This window comes from Bordetella parapertussis (assembly GCF_020735925.1).
Classification (GTDB): Bacteria; Pseudomonadota; Gammaproteobacteria; order Burkholderiales; family Burkholderiaceae_B; genus Bordetella; species Bordetella pertussis.
Map to the genome: position 1 here is coordinate 3177212 of NZ_CP085971.1, position 17605 is coordinate 3194816.

16 protein-coding genes are annotated in these 17605 nt (G+C 65.0%); all 16 read right to left on the minus strand.

Annotated elements, in window-relative coordinates; genetic code table 11:
* Positions 1 to 25 precede the first annotated feature (25 nt).
* Positions 26 to 2257 (minus strand): TonB-dependent receptor, encoded by a 2232-nt coding sequence (locus LK409_RS15015; protein ID WP_010929028.1) that lies wholly within the window; start codon positions 2255 to 2257, stop codon positions 26 to 28.
* Between the two features lie 302 nt (positions 2258 to 2559).
* Positions 2560 to 2889: a DUF2818 family protein gene (locus LK409_RS15020; protein ID WP_003813915.1), complete on the minus strand. Its 330-nt coding sequence runs from the start codon at positions 2887 to 2889 to the stop codon at positions 2560 to 2562.
* A gap of 16 nt (positions 2890 to 2905) precedes the next feature.
* The gene (nuoN, locus tag LK409_RS15025) at positions 2906 to 4390 is read right to left on the minus strand and encodes an NADH-quinone oxidoreductase subunit NuoN (protein ID WP_010929029.1); all 1485 of its coding nucleotides are present in this window, start codon (positions 4388 to 4390) and stop codon (positions 2906 to 2908) included.
* Positions 4391 to 4400: 10 nt separating this feature from the next.
* Positions 4401 to 5903 (minus strand): NADH-quinone oxidoreductase subunit M, encoded by a 1503-nt coding sequence (locus LK409_RS15030; RefSeq protein WP_003813918.1) that lies wholly within the window; start codon positions 5901 to 5903, stop codon positions 4401 to 4403.
* Positions 5900 to 7912, minus strand: a complete 2013-nt coding sequence (gene nuoL / locus LK409_RS15035) for an NADH-quinone oxidoreductase subunit L (protein WP_010929030.1) — start codon at positions 7910 to 7912, stop codon at positions 5900 to 5902. Before nuoL ends, LK409_RS15030 begins: the two co-directional genes overlap by 4 nt.
* A 17-nt stretch (positions 7913 to 7929) precedes the next feature.
* On the minus strand, positions 7930 to 8238 hold the full coding sequence (nuoK, locus tag LK409_RS15040; RefSeq protein WP_003813920.1) for an NADH-quinone oxidoreductase subunit NuoK: 309 nt from the start codon (positions 8236 to 8238) through the stop codon (positions 7930 to 7932).
* Entirely contained in the window at positions 8235 to 8882 is a 648-nt protein-coding gene (locus LK409_RS15045) for an NADH-quinone oxidoreductase subunit J (protein ID WP_003813921.1), read from the minus strand. The genes nuoK and LK409_RS15045 overlap by 4 nt, the downstream gene beginning before the upstream one ends.
* A gap of 17 nt (positions 8883 to 8899) precedes the next feature.
* The gene (gene nuoI / locus LK409_RS15050) at positions 8900 to 9388 is read right to left on the minus strand and encodes an NADH-quinone oxidoreductase subunit NuoI (RefSeq protein ID WP_003813924.1); all 489 of its coding nucleotides are present in this window, start codon (positions 9386 to 9388) and stop codon (positions 8900 to 8902) included.
* A gap of 21 nt (positions 9389 to 9409) precedes the next feature.
* Positions 9410 to 10483: an NADH-quinone oxidoreductase subunit NuoH gene (gene nuoH / locus LK409_RS15055; RefSeq protein ID WP_003813926.1), complete on the minus strand. Its 1074-nt coding sequence runs from the start codon at positions 10481 to 10483 to the stop codon at positions 9410 to 9412.
* Positions 10483 to 12810, minus strand: coding sequence for an NADH-quinone oxidoreductase subunit NuoG (gene nuoG / locus LK409_RS15060; protein WP_010929032.1), 2328 nt, complete (start codon positions 12808 to 12810; stop codon positions 10483 to 10485). Before nuoG ends, nuoH begins: the two co-directional genes overlap by 1 nt.
* A gap of 15 nt (positions 12811 to 12825) precedes the next feature.
* A complete protein-coding gene (nuoF, locus tag LK409_RS15065) occupies positions 12826 to 14193 on the minus strand; it encodes an NADH-quinone oxidoreductase subunit NuoF (RefSeq protein WP_010929033.1) in 1368 nt (455 codons plus the stop codon).
* Positions 14190 to 14684 (minus strand): NADH-quinone oxidoreductase subunit NuoE, encoded by a 495-nt coding sequence (nuoE, locus tag LK409_RS15070; RefSeq protein WP_010929034.1) that lies wholly within the window; start codon positions 14682 to 14684, stop codon positions 14190 to 14192. Before nuoE ends, nuoF begins: the two co-directional genes overlap by 4 nt.
* 45 nt (positions 14685 to 14729) lie before the next feature.
* Positions 14730 to 15986, minus strand: coding sequence for an NADH-quinone oxidoreductase subunit D (locus LK409_RS15075; RefSeq protein WP_003813935.1), 1257 nt, complete (start codon positions 15984 to 15986; stop codon positions 14730 to 14732).
* Positions 15987 to 15988: 2 nt separating this feature from the next.
* Positions 15989 to 16612 (minus strand): NADH-quinone oxidoreductase subunit C, encoded by a 624-nt coding sequence (locus tag LK409_RS15080; RefSeq protein WP_010929035.1) that lies wholly within the window; start codon positions 16610 to 16612, stop codon positions 15989 to 15991.
* Positions 16613 to 16686: 74 nt separating this feature from the next.
* On the minus strand, positions 16687 to 17163 hold the full coding sequence (locus tag LK409_RS15085) for a NuoB/complex I 20 kDa subunit family protein (protein WP_003813941.1): 477 nt from the start codon (positions 17161 to 17163) through the stop codon (positions 16687 to 16689).
* Positions 17164 to 17199: 36 nt separating this feature from the next.
* Positions 17200 to 17559: an NADH-quinone oxidoreductase subunit A gene (locus tag LK409_RS15090; RefSeq protein WP_003813943.1), complete on the minus strand. Its 360-nt coding sequence runs from the start codon at positions 17557 to 17559 to the stop codon at positions 17200 to 17202.
* Positions 17560 to 17605 lie beyond the last annotated feature (46 nt).

Consider the following 17605-nt stretch of genomic DNA (forward strand, 5'->3'; position numbering starts at 1 on the left):
CGGAGCGGCGGGGTCGCAGCCCGGATCAGTAGCTCAGCTTGAACGTCAGCATGGCGGACCGCCCCGGACCCAGCGCCGCGTAATGGCTGCGGTAGGTCTTGGCGTAATAGGTCTTGTCGAGCAGGTTGTAGACGTTCAACTGGGCCGTAAGGTGCTTGTTGAGCTGGTACGCCGCCATGGCGTCGAAGCGCCAGTACGCCGGCACCCAGCGCGCCTTGGGCGTGCCGTCCTTGTTGTGGCCGGCATCTGCGTTGCCATAGACCTTGCTGCGATAGAACGCGCCGGCCCCCACGGTCAGCTCCGGCAGCAGCTTGTAGGTGCTCCAGATGCTGAATGCGTGCCGGGGCGCGCTGGGCAGCGGCTGGCCTTGCGCCCCGCTGTTATGGCTGGCCCTGACCAGCTTGCTGTCGAGCAGCGCGTAGCCGCCGTAGACGTCCCAGCGCGGCGTCAGGCTGCCCGCCACGCCCAGCTCCATGCCGGTGACGCGGCTCTTGCCGGCCGGTGCGCGCAGGCCTTCGGCGACTTCGATGCTGGTGTTCTTGCGCGTTTCGCGGAACATGGCGCCCGTCACCAGCAGCCGCCGGTCCAGCACCTGCCACTTGGTCCCGACCTCGATCACCTCGCTGCGCTCCGGCTTGAACTGCTGGCTTGTGCCGGAGATGTTGTCCGCCGGGGCGTAGTCGGACACGGCCGACGGCGTGGACGCCGTGCCGTAGCTCGCATACACCGAGCCGTCCGGACGAGGCTTGTAGACCAGGCCGAGCTGGTAGTTGAACAGGTTGTCGGTACGCGCGGCGCTCTCGTAGACGGGCGGCTTGGCGCCTCGTACCGGCAGGTTGCGTCCGCTGGTCTTGTAGTGGTCCCAGCGCAGGCCGAGATTCAGCTGCCACTGCTCGTCGAAGGCGATGGTGTCGAAACCGTACAGGGACAGGATGTCGGTGTGGTAGCGGGCCGGGTTATGGTTGCGCCGCACCGTTCCCGGGAAATCCACGTGCGGATCCGGATCCCGGAGCGAGGCGCACAGGGCGGGATTGTTGCCGCCCGTCACGGGCGAGCAAGGACTGGCGGCGTCGGGGATTTCCTGCTTGTAGCGGTCGCGACTGCGCCGGCTGGTGGCGAACTCCCCGCCCAGATCGAAGGTATGGCGCCACTGCCCCGTGTCGAATGTGCCGCGCAGGTCGGTGCGGTTGGCGAAACTGTCGTTGACCTGGTAGCTGGCGCGCAGATTGCGGTACACCAGCCCTTTGGCCAGATCGGCGGTTTTCAGTTCGGGGATGGTGGTGATCTGCTCCACCGTGGCGCGCGAGTAGCGCGCCAGGTTCTCCACCTTGAAGCCATTGGCGAGGTCGTGCTCCCATTTGACGGTGGCGGCGTAGTCCTCGGTATCGCCGGAGTCGCGCTGCACCAGGCCGTAGAAGTTGCGGCGGCTGACCCCGATGGTCTCGGTGATCGGCGTGCCGGTGCGCGGATCGTACGGAATCGAATAATCGGGAACCCGCCGGTGGCGATAGAGGTACAGGCCCAGCGTCACGCGGGTGGGGCCGCTCAGGCCCAGGCGCAGCGATGGCGCGATACCCACGCGGCTGAACTCGACCGCCTTGTCGCGGCCCGGCACGGTGCCCCTGGTGCCCAGCAGGTTGAGGCGCAGCGCCGTGTTCTCGCCCAGCACCCAGTTGCCGTCTATGGTGCCTCGGTAGGTCTCGGCCGTCCCGATGCCGGCCTGGACTTCGGTGAAATCCTGGTTCCTGGGCGTCTTGGTGACGAGGTTGATGCTTCCGCCGGCGCCGCCGCGCCCGGAAAATACCGAATCGGGCCCCTTGACGACGTCGACCTGTTCCAGGTTGAAGGTATCGCGCGATTGCGTGCTGGGATCGCGCAGGCCGTCGACAAACAGGCTGCTGGCCGAATTCTGGCCGCGGATGAACGGCAGGTCGCTGGCCGGACGGCCGCCTTCGCCGGCGGTCATCGATATCCCTGGCGCATTGCGCAGTACCGCTTCGAGGTCGCTGGCCCCCTGGTCCTGGATGAGCCGCTCAGGGATGACCTGCACCGTGCGCGGCGTGTCCGCCAGGGGCGCGGTGAACTTGGGCGACTGGGCGCTTTCCGGTTGATAGGACGAGTACTCGCCCTCGACCGTGACGGATGGCAGCTGGACCGCCGTGGACGCGGCCTGCGCCGCCGGCAGCAGGCCCAACAGAGGCACTGCGATCGCAGCCGCGAGCGACTCGGGCATCGGATGGGAAGGGTAGAACTTCATGGGAATCCGCTATCGTCAACGAAACATGGAATGCGACGCCCATCCGCCAAGCGGATACGGCGCTGCGCCATGCTACGGACGACTGCCGCCGGCGCGGCCCCCTATCGGCCGCGCCGCCCCAAAACCAGATAGTCCCTATCCGCAGCCACCCTCGATCCTTCCTTGGTGACGGGACAAATCTCTCAGCATCCACGCCATCTGTGGCAAATCGAAGCGACACCTGCTCCTCAGAACACTGGCCGGCGCAGGCGAAAAAAAAAACCGCCTCGTGGAGGCGGTATCGCGGAAGCGGCGCGGCGGATTCAAGCCCGGGCCGGGCGGCGCTTCTTGTAGAGATAGCGGTACACGAAGCCGGGATAGCCCAGGACCAGGAACAGGCTGAACGTAATGGCATAGAACTCCCAGGCCTGCGCAAAGCGGTTGCCCAGCTGCGCCTCGAAGGCGAAGCCGAGCAGCCCGACCACTGCGTACCAGACCAGCACTTCGCACAGCCTGAGCCAGAAAGGCTTGGGCGCATGGACGCCGGCCCGCTTGTACGGCAGCAGCGCGAACACCCGCTCGCTGAGAAACGGCAGATTGGCGCTGACCAGGGCCAGCGCAATCAACAGCCATACGGCGGCGGTCTGGTTCACGCTCCTGCCCCGGCCATCAGCCCAGCGACGCCTGGATCACCTGCACGCACAGCGCCATCAGGCCGCCCGGCAGGATGCCCAGCACCAGGATCAGCGCGCCGTTGAGCGACAGGATGCTGCGCTGGCCGGCCGTCACCGCCAAGGCGGCGGGCTGGTCGACCGGATCGTCGAAGTACACGACCTTGACCACGCGCAGGTAGTAGAAGGCGCCGATCAGCGAGAACATCACGGCGACGACCGCCAGCGCCACGTGGCCGGCCTCGACCAGCGCCTGCAGCACCGCCAGCTTGGCGTAGAAGCCCACCAGCGGCGGGATGCCGGCCAACGAGAACATTAGCAGCAAGACGATGGCGGCGTGCCACGGATTGCGCCGGTTCAGGCCCTTCAGGTCGTCGATCTGCTCGCACTCGAACCCCTGGCGCGCCAGCAGCAGGATGATGCCGAAGGTGCCCAGCGTGGTCAGCACGTAGGTCAGCATGTAGAACAGGGCCGCGCCATAGGCGGAGGCCGCCGCGTCGGGCTTGCCGTCGACCACGCCGGCCATCAGGCCCAGCAGCACGAAGCCGGTGTGCGAGATGGTCGAATAGGCCAGCATGCGCTTGAAGTTGGTCTGGACGATGGCGGTCAGGTTGCCGATCGCCAGCGACAGCACGGCCAGGATCATGAGCATCGGCTGCCAATCGGCCGCCAGCCCGTGCAGGCCGTCGACCAGCAGGCGCAGCGTGATGGCGAAGGCCGCCAGCTTGGGCGCGGCGCCCAGGATCAGCGTCACCGCCGTGGGCGAACCCTGGTAGACGTCGGGCAGCCACATATGGAACGGCACGGCGCCCAGCTTGAAGGCCAGCCCGGAAACCAGGAACACCACGCCGAACACCAGCGGCAGCTGCTTGGCCTGGCCGGAGGCGATGACCTCGGCGATCTTCACCAGGTCGAGGTGGCCGGTGGCGCCATACACCATCGACATGCCGTACAGCAGGAAGCCCGACGCCAGCGCGCCCAGCACGAAGTACTTCATGGCGGCTTCGGTGGCGACCTTGTCTTCGCGGCGCAGCGCGATCAGCGCGTACAGCGCCAGCGACATCAGTTCCAGGCCGAGGTAGATGCTGATCAGGTTGCCGGCCGAGATCATGACCATCTGGCCGAGCAAGGCGAACAGCGTCAGCACGTAGAGCTCGCCGCCGCGCTGCATCATGTCGCGCTGCTGCGCATAGATGCGGCCATACACCAGGGTCGCGGCGACCGCGATGTACGAGGCGACCTTGAGCAGGTGCGCCAGGCTGTCGGTCACGTACAGGCCATTGAAGGTCTGGCCCTGGACGCCGTCGCGCCATTGCAGCAGGGACACCACGGTCAGCGCCGCCAGCGTGGCCAGCGTCAGGACGAACGTGGTCTTGCGTTCAGGATGGGAACTGACCGCGTCGATGAGCAGGATGGCCAGCCCGAGAACCAGCAGCAGGATCTCCGGGGTCGCCAGGGCAAAATCGAGATGGGATTGCATCATTGTCCAGGTCTTACAGTTTCGAGACAGCCACGTGTTGCAGCAGGGCCTCGACCGAAACGTGCATCACGTCGGTAAAGGGCTTGGGGTAGATCCCCATGAACAACACGGCGATCGCCATGACGCCGAGAATCAGGAATTCCCGGCCGCTGAGGTCCGTCATTTCGCGCACGCGGTCGTTGCCGATATCGCCGAAGGCAACGCGCTTGAGCATCCACAGCGAATACGACGCGCCCAGGATCAGCGCGGTGGCGGTCAGCAGGCCGATCCAGAAGTTGTATTCGACCGCGCCCATGATGACCAGGAACTCGCCCACGAAACCGCTGGTGGCCGGCAGGCCGCTGTTGGCCATCGAAAACAGCACGAAGAACGTGACGAAGCGGGGCATGACGTTGACCACGCCGCCGTAGTCGGCGATGCGGCGCGAGTGCATGCGGTCGTACAGCACGCCAATGCACAGGAACATGGCGCCCGAAACGAAGCCGTGCGAAATCATCTGCACGATGGCCCCTTCGAGGCCGGCCGTGTTGAAGATGAAAAAGCCCAGCGTCACGAAGCCCATGTGGGCCACCGACGAATAGGCAACCAGCTTCTTCATGTCGTCCTGGACGATGGCGACCAGGCCGATGTAGATGACCGCGATCAGCGACAGCGCGATCATCAGGCCGGCCAGGCCGTGCGAGGCGTCGGGCGCGATCGGCAGCGAAAAGCGCAGGAAACCGTAGGCGCCCAGCTTGAGCATGATGGCGGCCAGCACGACCGAACCGCCCGTCGGCGCCTCGACGTGGGCGTCGGGCAGCCAGGTATGCACCGGCCACATCGGCACCTTGACCGCGAAGGCGGCCAGCAGCGCGACGAAGATCAGCACCTGCGGCGTGTAGCCCAGCTTGGTCTGGTGCCAGGTCTGGATGTCGAACGAACCGCCCGACACGTTCCACAGGTAGACGAAGGCCACCAGCGTCAGCAGCGAGCCCAGCAGCGTGTACAGGAAGAACTTGAACGCCGCGTACACGCGGTTGGGTCCGCCCCACACGCCGATGATGATGTACATCGGGATCAGGGTCGCTTCGAAGAACACGTAGAACAGCATGCCGTCGAGCGCGGCGAACACGCCCACCATCAGGCCCGACAGGATCAGGAAGGCGGCCATGTACTGCGCCACGCGGCTGGTGATCACCTGCCAGCCGGCGCCCACCACGATGATGGTGATGAAGGCCGTCAGCAGCACGAACCACAGCGAGATGCCGTCGATGCCGAGATGGTAGTTGACGTTGAAGGCCTCGATCCAGGACGCCTTCTCGACGAACTGCATCTGCGCCGTGCCGGCGTCGAAACCCGTATAGAGGGGAATCGTGACCAGGAAGCCCGCCAGCGCGCCGATCAGCGACAAGCCCCGCGTCAGGCCGGGACGGTCGTCGCGGCCCAGCGCCAGCACCAGCAGACCGAATACGATCGGAACAAAGATCGCAAGCGTAAGCCAGGGGAAGTTGTTGGATGCCATGTCGCTTGCCATCATTGGGGAATCAGCACAAAGAAAGTTACCAGCGCCATGATGCCGATGATCATCGCGAACGCGTAGTGATAGATGAAGCCGGACTGCAGATGGCGGCTGATCGCGGCCACCCAGCCCACCACGCGGGCGCTGCCGTTGACGAGCACGCCGTCGATGATGCCGCGGTCGCCGGTCTGCCACAGGCCGTAGCCCAGGCACCGCGCGCCGCGGGCGATGATCTGCTCGTTGATCCAGTCGACGTAGTACTTGTTCTCGAGCAGCTTGTACACGCCCGAGAAGGTGGACTGGATCGCGGCCGGCACCCGCGGGTTGATCAGGTAGCAGTACCAGGCGATGACGGCGCCGGCGAGCACCAGCCAGAACGGCACGGTCTGCACGGAATGCAGGCCGAAGGCCACCCAGCCGTGCCACTCGTGGCCCAGCTCGGCCATGGCCGGATGCTGCGGCAGCACCTTGATCACGCCGTCGAAGAACTTGCCGAACAGCATGGGCTCGACCACCCAGGCGCCGATCAGCACCGACGGGATGGCCAGCAGCACCAGCGGCAGGGTCACCACCCACGGCGACTCGTGCGGCGTGCCGCCGTGATGGCCGTGGTCGTCATGGTGCGCGTCGCCGTGGTGGCCGTGGCCATGGGCGTCGAAACGCTCCTTGCCGTGGAACACCAGGAAATACACGCGGAACGAGTACAGCGAGGTGACGAACACGCCGATCAGCGTCGAGTAATAGGCGAAGCTGGCGCCCCACACGTTGGCCGCGCCCGCGGCCTCGATGATGTGTTCCTTCGAGTAGAAGCCGGAGAAGAACGGCGTGCCGACCAGCGCCAGCGTGCCCAGCAGGAAGGTGATCCAGGTAATGGGCATGTACTTGCGCAGGCCGCCCATGTTGCGGATGTCCTGGTCATGGTGCATGCCGATGATGACCGAGCCCGCGCCCAGGAACAGCAGCGCCTTGAAGAAAGCGTGGGTCATCAGGTGGAAGATCGCCACCGAGTAGGCCGAGGCGCCCAGCGCGACGGTCATGTAGCCCAGCTGCGACAGCGTCGAATACGCCACGACGCGCTTGATGTCGTTCTGGATGATGCCCAGGATGCCCAGGAACAGCGCGCCGATGGCGCCGATCACGATGACGAACGACAGCGCGGTGTCCGACAGCTCGAACAGCGGCGAAAAGCGCGCCACCATGAAGATGCCCGCCGTCACCATGGTGGCGGCGTGGATCAGGGCGGAAATCGGCGTCGGGCCTTCCATCGAGTCCGGCAGCCAGGCATGCAGCGGCACCTGGGCCGACTTGCCCATCGCGCCGATGAACAGGCAGATGCAGGCGACCGTCAGCAGCATCCAGTCGGTGCCCGGCAGGATTTCGCCGGCCAGCTTGTCGGCCTGGGCGAACACGTCGGCGTAATGCATGGTGCCGGCGTACGCGAACAGCAGGCCGATGCCCAGCACGAAGCCGAAGTCGCCGACCCGGTTGATCAGGAACGCCTTCATGTTGGCGAAGATCGCGGTCGGGCGGGTGTACCAGAAGCCGATCAGCAGATAGGACACCAGGCCCACGGCTTCCCAGCCGAAGAACAGCTGCACCATGTTGTTCGACATGACCAGCATCAGCATGGAGAACGTGAACAGCGAGATGTAGGCGAAGAAGCGCTGGTAGCCCGGATCGTCGGCCATGTAGCCGATGGTGTAGATGTGCACCATCAGCGAGACCGAGGTCACCACGACCATCATCATGGCCGACAGCGGATCGATCAGGAAGCCGATTTCCAGCTTGGTCTGGCCGATCAGGCTCCAGGTGTAGACCGTGCCGTCGTAGGTATGGCCGTCGAGCACGTCGCCCAGCACCACGAACGAGCCGATGGTGGAGATGAGCACGCCCAGGATGGTGATGACGTGCGAGCCGCGGCGGCCGATGGGACGGCCCAGGAATCCGGTGCCGAACAGGCCGGCGAGAATCGCGCCGACCAGCGGAGCCAGCGCGATGAGCAAGTAGAGATTGGGTGAGCTAGACATTTTCTTCCAATACCCCGTCAGCCCTTGAGGCGATCGAGTTCGTCAACGTTGATCGTGTTCAGGTTGCGGAACAGCAGTACCAGGATCGCCAAGCCGATGGCGGCCTCGGCGGCCGCGACGGTCAGGATGAAGAACACGAACACCTGGCCGGCGATGTCGCCGAACCAGCTCGAGAACGCCACGAAGTTCATGTTGACGGCCAGGAGCACCAGCTCGATGGACATCAGCAGAATGATCAGGTTACGGCGGTTGAGGAAGATGCCGAAGATGCCGATGGCGAAGAGAATCGCCCCCAGGATCAGGTAGTGGGCCAGCGTCAGCGTCATTGTTGTTCTCCTTGGGCATCCGCGGACGGCGAGGCCACGCGAGCCTGGGCACGGTCGCTCTGCGCGGTCATCTTCACCATGCGGAAGCGGTCTTTCGCGCGCACGCGCACGGCGGCGACCGGGTCGTTGTACTTGGCGTCGCGGCGGCGGCGCAGGGTCAGCGCGATGGCCGCCACCATGCCTACCAGCAGCAGCGCCGCGCCCACTTCGATGGCGTAGACGTACTGGGTGTACATGACTTCGCCCAGCGCGCGGGCGTTGTTGTAGTCGCCGGCGACAGGGGCCTGCGGGCCGGCGCCATACCAGGTGGAACCCAGCACGAAGGCCATTTCCAGCACCAGCACCACGCCGATGACCAGGCCCAGCGGCAGATAGGTCTTGAGCCCGTCGCGCAGGCTGTCGATGCGGATATCGAGCATCATCACGACGAACAGGAACAGCACCATCACGGCGCCGACGTAGACCAGCACCAGCAACAGCGCCAGGAACTCCGCGCCCAGCAGCATCCAGATCATGGCGGCGTTGGCAAACGCCAGGATCAGGTGCAGGACGGCGGTGACGGGGCTGCGCGCCGTGATCACGCGGAAAGCGGCGATCACCAGAACGAAAGCCAGTATGTAGAACAGGACGGTAGTAAATGTCATGGATCAGACCCTGGCGATCAACGGTAAGGCGCGTCTTCGGCCCGACGGCGGGCGATTTCGGCTTCGTAGCGGTCGCCGACGGCAAGCAGCATGTCCTTGGTGAAGTAAAGATCGCCGCGCTTCTCGCCGTGGTACTCGTGGATGTGGGTTTCCACGATCGAGTCCACCGGGCAGCTCTCTTCACAGAAACCGCAGAAAATGCACTTGGTGAGATCGATGTCGTAGCGCGTGGTGCGGCGGGTGCCGTCGTCGCGCTGCTCCGATTCGATGGTGATGGCCAGCGCCGGGCAGACCGCCTCGCACAGTTTGCACGCGATGCAGCGCTCTTCCCCGTTGGGATAGCGGCGCAGCGCATGCAACCCGCGAAAGCGTGCCGAGGTCGGCGTCTTTTCCATCGGGTAGCGCAGGGTGACCTTGCGCTTGAAAAAATACTTGCCCGTCAGGCGCAAGCCCTTGAACAACTCGGTCAGCAGCAGGCTACCGAAAAAATCCTTGATCGCTTCCATTTCCAGCCTCAGCCTGACGCATCAGCGCCAAATGTTCCAGGGCGTCTGCATCCAGATCGCCAAGACGACCAGCCACACGCCGGTCAGCGGGATGAAGATCTTCCAACCCAAGCGCATGATCTGGTCGTAGCGGTAGCGCGGGAACGACGCGCGGAACCACACGAACATCGAAACCACGCAGAAGGTCTTGATGCCCAGCCAGATCCAGCCCGGAATCCAGTTCAGCGGCGCGATGTCGATCGGCGACATCCAGCCGCCCAGGAACATGATCGCGGCCATGCACGACAGCAGGATCATGTTGGCGTATTCACCCAGGAAGAACAGCGCGAAGGCCATGCCCGAGTACTCGACCATGTGGCCGGCCACGATTTCGGACTCGCCCTCGACCACGTCGAACGGGTGGCGGTTGGTTTCGGCCACGGCCGAAATCACATAGATGATGAACAGCGGCAACAGCGGCAGCCAGTTCCAGGACAGGAACGTCAGGCCACGCTCGGCGAACCAGCCGCGGCCCTGCCCCAGCACGATTTCGCTCATGTTCAGGCTGCCCGACACCAGCAGCACGCTGACCAGCACGAAGCCGATGGCCAGCTCGTACGACACCATCTGCGCCGAGGCGCGCAGCGCTCCCAGGAAGGCGTACTTGGAGTTCGAGGCCCAGCCGGCCACGATCACGCCATACACGCCGATCGAGGTGATCGCCATGATGTACAGCAGTCCGGCGTTGACGTTGGCCAGCACCACCTCGGGGCCGAACGGCACGACGGCCCAGGCGGCCAGCGCCGGCATCAGCGTCACCACGGGCGCCACCACGAACAGCACTTTGTTGGCGGCGCTGGGCACCACCACTTCCTTGGTCAGCAGCTTGAACACGTCGGCGAACGGCTGCAGCAGGCCCTTGAAACCGACCCGGGTCGGCCCCAGGCGCACGTGCATCGCGCCGATCATCTTGCGCTCCCAGTACGTCAGGTACGCCACGCACAGAATGATGGGTACGGCGATCACGACGATCTTGACGAGCGACCAGACCACCATCCACGCCACGGGGCCCAGCAGTGCCTGACCGTGGCTTTCGAGAACATTAAGCCATTCCATCAGACACGCTCCACGCTGATTTGACCGAAGGCACCGCCGAGGGCGGCGGTTTGCTCAAAGGCGGCGGCCACGCGCACGGCGCGGTCGGCCACGGCCTCGTCCAGGGCGGCTTCGAGCTCGACGGCCCCCGCCGCGCCGCTTACGCGCACCTTGTCGCCCGCGCTCACGCCCAGGCTGGCCAGGGTGCGGCCATTCATGCGCGCCTTGGGCGCGCGCGAAGCCGGAGCGGCCTGCAGCGGTTCGGAGCGGCGCACGATGGCGTCGGTGCGGTAGATCGGCACATCGGCCACGCGCTCCAGCGCATCGAGCGGCTGGCCCAGGCCCAGCGGGGCGCTGATGGCGTTGGACAGGCGCGCTTCCACGCCGCCCGCCAGCGCCGCGTCACGCACGGTTTCGGAGGTTTCCTCGTCAAAGCCCGCCAGGTGCAGCACGTTGCCCAGCACGCGCAGCACTTTCCAGGCCGGACGCGTCTGACCGAACGGCGCGACCGTGCCCTTGAAGCTCTGCGGCTGGCCTTGCGCGTTGACAAAGGTGCCCGAGGTCTCGGTGAACGGCGCGACCGGCAGCATGACGTCGGCCCAGTCCTGGGCCGCCGAACGATACGGAGTCAGCGCGACGGCGAACTGCGCGTCGCGCAGCGCGGCCAGCGCTTGCGGCGCGTTGTCGGCGTCCAGCGAGGGCTCGGCGTGCAGCACGATGTAGGCCTTGAGCGGGTCGGCCAGCATGGCGGCGGCATTCTTGCCGCCCTTGCCCGGCACGGCGCCGGCCAGGTAACCGCCCACGGTATTGCCGCCGGCGGTCAGGAAGCCCAGCTTCGCGCCGGCCAGTTGCGCCACGGCCTGCGCATTGGCCGCCAGCGTGGCGGCCTGCGGCGCGTTGACGGCCATGTTGCCCAGCAGCACCGCGGCATTGCTGCCCGAGGCCAGGCTGGCGGCGATCTGCTTGGCGCCCTCTCCGGCCGCCACGGCGGCGAACTCGGCCGGCACGGCCTGGCCCTTGGCCTGCGCCAGCGCCACGGCCACTTCGGCCAGGGCGCGCGCCAGCCCGGACGGCGCAACCGTCAGGCGGCCGGCGACCGGCATCAGGGGATCGTCGGCGGCGGCGTCGAGCAGCAGCACCTGCGTGCCGCGCTTGGCGGCCTGGCGCAGACGTTGCGCCATCAGGGGGTGGTCCTTGCGCAGGAACGAACCCACCACCAGGACGCGGTCGAGGTTGTCCAGTTCGGCGACCGGCATGCCCAGCCACGGCGCGCCGCTCAGGGCCGCGTCGAAGCCGGCGTCGGTCTGGCGCAGGCGGAAGTCGATGTTCTCGGAACCCAGGGCGCGCACCAGGCGGCCCAGCAGGGAGAACTCTTCAGTGGTGGCGTACTCGGAAGCCAGCGCGCCGATCTGGCCGGCGCCGAAACTTTCGCGCACGCGCGACAGGCCCTGGGCCACCGCCTGCAGGGCGTCGGCCCACGAGGCTTCCTGCCACTTGCCGTCGGCGCCCTTGATCATGGGCGCGGCCAGGCGGTCGTCGCTATTGAGGCCTTCGTAGGAGAAGCGGTCGCGGTCGCTGATCCAGCACTCGTTGAGCGCTTCGTTCTCGAACGGCACCACGCGCAGCGCGCGGTCGCCCTTGACCTGGACCACCAGGTTGGCGCCCATGCTGTCATGCGGGCTGACGCTGCGGCGGCGAGCCAGTTCCCAGGTGCGCGCCGAGTAGCGGAACGGCTTGGACGTCAGCGCGCCCACCGGGCACAGGTCGATCATGTTGCCCGACAGCTCGGACTCGATCGAACGGCCGACGAACGACGTGATCTCGGCATGCTCGCCGCGGTTGAGCATGCCCAGCTCCATCACGCCGGCGATTTCCTGGCCGAAGCGCACACAGCGGGTGCAGTGGATGCAGCGGGCCATTTCCTCGGCCGACACCAGCGGGCCGAGGTCCTTGTGGAAGACGACGCGCTTTTCTTCCTTGTAGCGCGACGACGAGCCGCCATAGCCGACCGCGAGATCCTGCAGCTGGCACTCGCCGCCCTGGTCACAGATGGGGCAGTCGAGCGGGTGATTGATGAGCAGAAACTCCATCACCGATTTCTGCGCGGCCTTGGCCTTCTCGGAGCAGGTGTGCACCACCATGCCGTTGGTCACGGGCGTTGCGCAGGCGGGTAGCGCCTTGGGCGCCTTCTCCACTTCCACCAGGCACATGCGGCAGTTGGCCGCGATGGACAGCTTCTTGTGGTAGCAGAAATGCGGCACGTACAGCCCGAGCTTCTGGGCCGCATGCATCACCATGCTGCCTTCGGGCACTTCGACTTGATTGCCGTCGACGGTTAGTTCAACCATTGCTGTTCCTGAGACCTACAGATATTGCGGGACCACACAAGACTTGTGCTCGATGTGGTGCGCGAATTCGTCGCGAAAATGCTTGATGAAGCTGCGCACGGGCATGGCAGCGGCATCGCCCAGGGCGCAGATGGTGCGCCCCATGATGTTGCCCGCCACGCTGTCGAGCATGTCCAGGTCCTCGGGGCGGCCCTGGCCATTCTCGATACGGTGCACCATGCGGTAGAGCCAGCCGGTGCCTTCGCGGCACGGCGTGCACTGGCCGCAGCTTTCCTCGAAATAGAAATACGACAGCCGCAGCAGCGACTTGACCATGCAGCGCGTCTCGTCCATGACGATCACCGCGCCCGAACCCAGCATCGAGCCGGCCTTGGCGATGGCGTCATAGTCCATCGTGCAGTCCATCATGATGTCGGCGGGCAGCACCGGCGCGCTCGAGCCGCCGGGAATCACCGCCTTCAGCTTGCGGCCGCCGCGCATGCCGCCGGCCAGTTCCAGCAACTTCGAGAACGGCGTGCCCATCGGGATCTCGTAGTTGCCGGGACGCTCGACGTCGCCGGAAATCGAGAACAGCTTGGTGCCGCCGTTGTTGGGCTTGCCCACTTCGAGGTAGGCCTGCCCGCCGTTGCGGATGATCCAGGGGACCGCCGCGAAGGTTTCGGTGTTGTTGATCGTGGTCGGCTTGCCGTACAGGCCGAAGCTGGCCGGGAACGGCGGCTTGAAGCGCGGCTGGCCTTTCTTGCCTTCCAGCGATTCGAGCAGCGCGGTTTCCTCGCCGCAGATGTAGGCGCCGTAGCCATGGAACGCGTGCAGCTGGAAGCTGAAATCCGAGCCCAGCAGCTTGTCGCCCAGAAAGCCCGCGGCGCGCGCCTCTTCGAGCGCTTCCTCGAAGCGTTCGTACACCTCGAAGATTTCGCCGTGGATGTAGTTGTAGCCCACGCTGATCCCCATCGCGTAGGCGGCGATCACCATGCCTTCGATCACGATATGGGGATTGAAGCGCAGGATGTCGCGATCCTTGAACGTGCCGGGCTCGCCCTCGTCCGAGTTGCACACCAGGTACTTCTGACCCGGGAACGCGCGCGGCATGAAGCTCCACTTCAGCCCGGTGGGAAAGCCCGCGCCGCCGCGGCCGCGCAGGCCCGAGGCCTTGACTTCCGCGATCACGTCTTCCGGCGTCATGCCGGTGGTGAGGATCTTGCGCAGCGCCTCGTAGCCGCCGCGCTTGACGTACTCCTGCAGGCGCCAGTTCTCGCCATCGACGTCGGCCATGATCTGCGGCGCGATGTGCCGGCCATGCAGGCACATCGAAATCGACAGATCGTTCAGCGGATTGGGGTCCAGCCCCTGCGCCAGGCGCTTGTACAGGTCAGGCGCGTTCATGCCGACTCTCCTTGCGACTTCAGGCCATCGACCAGCGCGTCCAGTTTCTCTTCCGTCATGCGCACGCACATATGCTTGTTGTTGAGGATGAGCACGGGGGAATCGCCGCAGGCGCCCATGCATTCGCCTTCGATCAGCGTGAACCGGCCGTCGGCCGTGGTTTCACGGAAATCGACGCCCAGCTTGCGCTTGAGATAGTCGGCGGCCTTTTCGCCATCGCGCAAGGCACAGGGCAGGTTGGTGCACACGGCAATCTTGTGCGTGCCGACCGGCTTGACGTCGAACATGTTGTAGAACGTGGCGACTTCCTGCACCGCGATGGGCGGCACGCCGATGTAGTTGGCCACGTCTTCGAGAATTTCGGCCGGCAACCAGCCTTTCTCTTCTTGCGCGATGGCAAGCGAGGCCATGATGGCCGACTGCCTTTGGTCGGCCGGGAACTTGGCCAGCTCACGGTCGATTTTTTTGTAGGCCTGTTCGGAAAGCAGCATAGTTTGAATCCGGGTTATGCGGGCGCTCTGGACTGATATGAAGAATCAGCGGTCGATCTCGCCAAAAACGATGTCCTGCGTGCCGATGATGGTGACGGCGTCGGCAATCATATGGCCGCGCGCCATTTCGTCCAGCGACTGCAAGTGGGCAAAACCGGGCGCCCGGATCTTCAGGCGGTAGGGTTTGTTGGCGCCATCGGCCACCAGGTAGATCCCGAACTCGCCCTTCGGGTGCTCGACCGCGGCATAGGCTTCGCCGGGAGGCACGTGGAAACCTTCGGAGAACAGCTTGAAGTGGTGGATCAGCTCTTCCATGTTGGACTTCATGGCGGTGCGGCTGGGCGGCGCGATCTTGTGGTTCTCGATCATGACCGGACCCGGGTTGTTGCGCAGCCATTCGACGCACTGGCGGATGATGCGGTTGCTTTCGCGCATCTCGGCCACGCGCACCAGATAGCGGTCGTAGCAATCGCCATTGACGCCGACCGGCACGTCGAAGTCCATCAGATCGTAGACTTCATAGGGTTGCGTCTTGCGCAGGTCCCAGGCCACGCCCGAGCCGCGCAGCATCGGGCCGGTAAAGCCCAGCGCCTTGGCGCGATCCGGGTCGACCACGCCGATGCCCACCAGGCGCTGTTTCCAGATGCGGTTGTCGGTGAGCAGCGTTTCGTACTCGTCGACGCAACCAGGGAAGCGATTGGTGAAGTCCTCGATGAAATCCAGCAGCGAGCCCGAGCGCGCGTCGTTCATCGCGCGCACTTCCTTCTCGCCGCGGTATTTGCTCGAATCGCCGTACTGCGGCATGGTGTCGGGCAGGTCGCGGTAGACGCCGCCGGGACGGTAGTACGCCGCGTGCATGCGGGCGCCCGAGACCGCTTCATAGCAGTCCATCAGGTCCTCGCGCTCGCGGAAGGCGTACAGGAACACCGCCATCGCGCCCACGTCCAGGGCGTGCGAGCCCAGCGACATCAGGTGGTTCAGGACGCGGGTGATCTCGTCGAACATCACGCGGATGTACTGCGCGCGCAGCGGCGCCTCGATGCCCAGCAGCTTCTCGATGGCCATGACATAGGCGTGCTCGTTGCACATCATGGACACGTAGTCCAGGCGGTCCATGTAGGGCAGCGCCTGGATGAAGGTCTTGTGCTCGGCCAGCTTCTCGGTGGCGCGGTGCAGCAGGCCGATGTGCGGGTCGGCGCGCTGGATGACTTCGCCGTCGAGCTCGAGGACCAGGCGCAGCACGCCGTGCGCGGCCGGGTGCTGCGGGCCGAAGTTGAGCGTGTAGTTCTTGATTTCTGCCATGATTAACGCCCCATGCCGTAAGAGCCTTCACGAACGACGCGCGGCGTGATTTCGCGCGGGTCGATCGTGACCGGCTGGTAAATGACCCGCTTCTGCTCGGGGTCGTAACGCATTTCGACCGTGCCGGAGAGCGGGAAATCCTTGCGGAACGGATGGCCGATGAAGCCGTAGTCGGTAAGGATGCGGCGCAGGTCCGGGTGGCCTTCGAAGACGATGCCGTACAGGTCGAAGGCTTCGCGCTCGAACCAATTCACGCCGGGCCAGCATTCCAGCAGGGACGACACCATCGGGAACTCGTCGTCCGGGGCCCAGGTACGCACGCGCAGGCGCCAGTTGTGCTCGATCGACAGCAGGTGCACGACGACGGCATAGCGGCCGTGCGTGACCGGGCCGGTCTTTTCCTCGGGCTGCGTGCCATTGCCCCAGGTCAGGTAGTCAACGCCGCAAAGGTCGATACAGGACTCGAAGCGCAGCGCGGGGTCGGTGCGCAGCTTGGTGCACGCCGAAAACCACTGCTCGGCGGCGACTTCCAGCGTCAATTCGCCAAGCGACTCGGTGAGCGCGAGGTCCTGGCCAAAAGCGGCCTGCAAGTTGTTTTTCAGGGTTTCGAGCCTGGTCATCATCATGTACGCATAGGTAAACCGGGACACTGCTTCACTGGGCGGCGGCGCGATCGAACCGCGCCGCCCGCGCCGGTGGTTCAGCGCGCAATCGTATTGGTCAGGCGGATCTTGTTCTGCATCTGCAGCAGGCCATAGACCAGCGCCTCGGCCGTGGGCGGACACCCCGGCACATAAACGTCGACGGGCACGATGCGGTCGCAACCACGCACCACCGAGTACGAGTAGTGGTAGTAGCCGCCGCCATTGGCACAGGAGCCCATGGACACCACCCAACGCGGTTCGGGCATCTGGTCATAGACCTTGCGCAGCGCCGGCCCCATCTTGTTGCACAGCGTGCCGGCCACGATCATCAGATCGGACTGGCGCGGGCTGGGACGGAAAATGATGCCGAACTGGTCCAGGTCGTAGCGGGCGGCGCCCGCGTGCATCATTTCGACCGCGCAACAGGCCAGGCCGAAGGTCATGGGCCACATCGAACCGGTCTTGGCCCAGTTGAGGAACTTGTCGGCGCTGGTGGTGATGAAGCCTTGCTTGAGAATGCCGTCTATAGCCATATTCGTCTCTGATAGCGTGCTGATCGAGGCCGGGATTTATTCCCAGTCCAGCGCGCCCTTTTTCCATTCGTAGATAAACCCGACGGTCAGCACGGCCAGGAAGACCATGACTGTCCAGAAACCGACGAGGCCCACCGTGCCCTGAGCAATGGCCCATGGGAACAGGAACGCGATTTCCAGGTCGAACAGGATGAAGAGAATGGCTACCAGGTAGTAGCGCACATCGAACTTCATCCGCGCGTCTTCGAAGGCTTCGAAGCCGCATTCATAGGGCGACAGTTTTTCGGCGTAAGGACGCCGAGGCCCAAGCAACGAGCCCGCTGTAAGCAGGGCAAACCCGATCAGGGTTGCCACCAGGATAAACAGCAGGACGGGAAAATACGGGTGCAGGTTCATTCAGGCGTCCGTCAAATGCGCAAACCTTTGGATTGTAGCATTTACG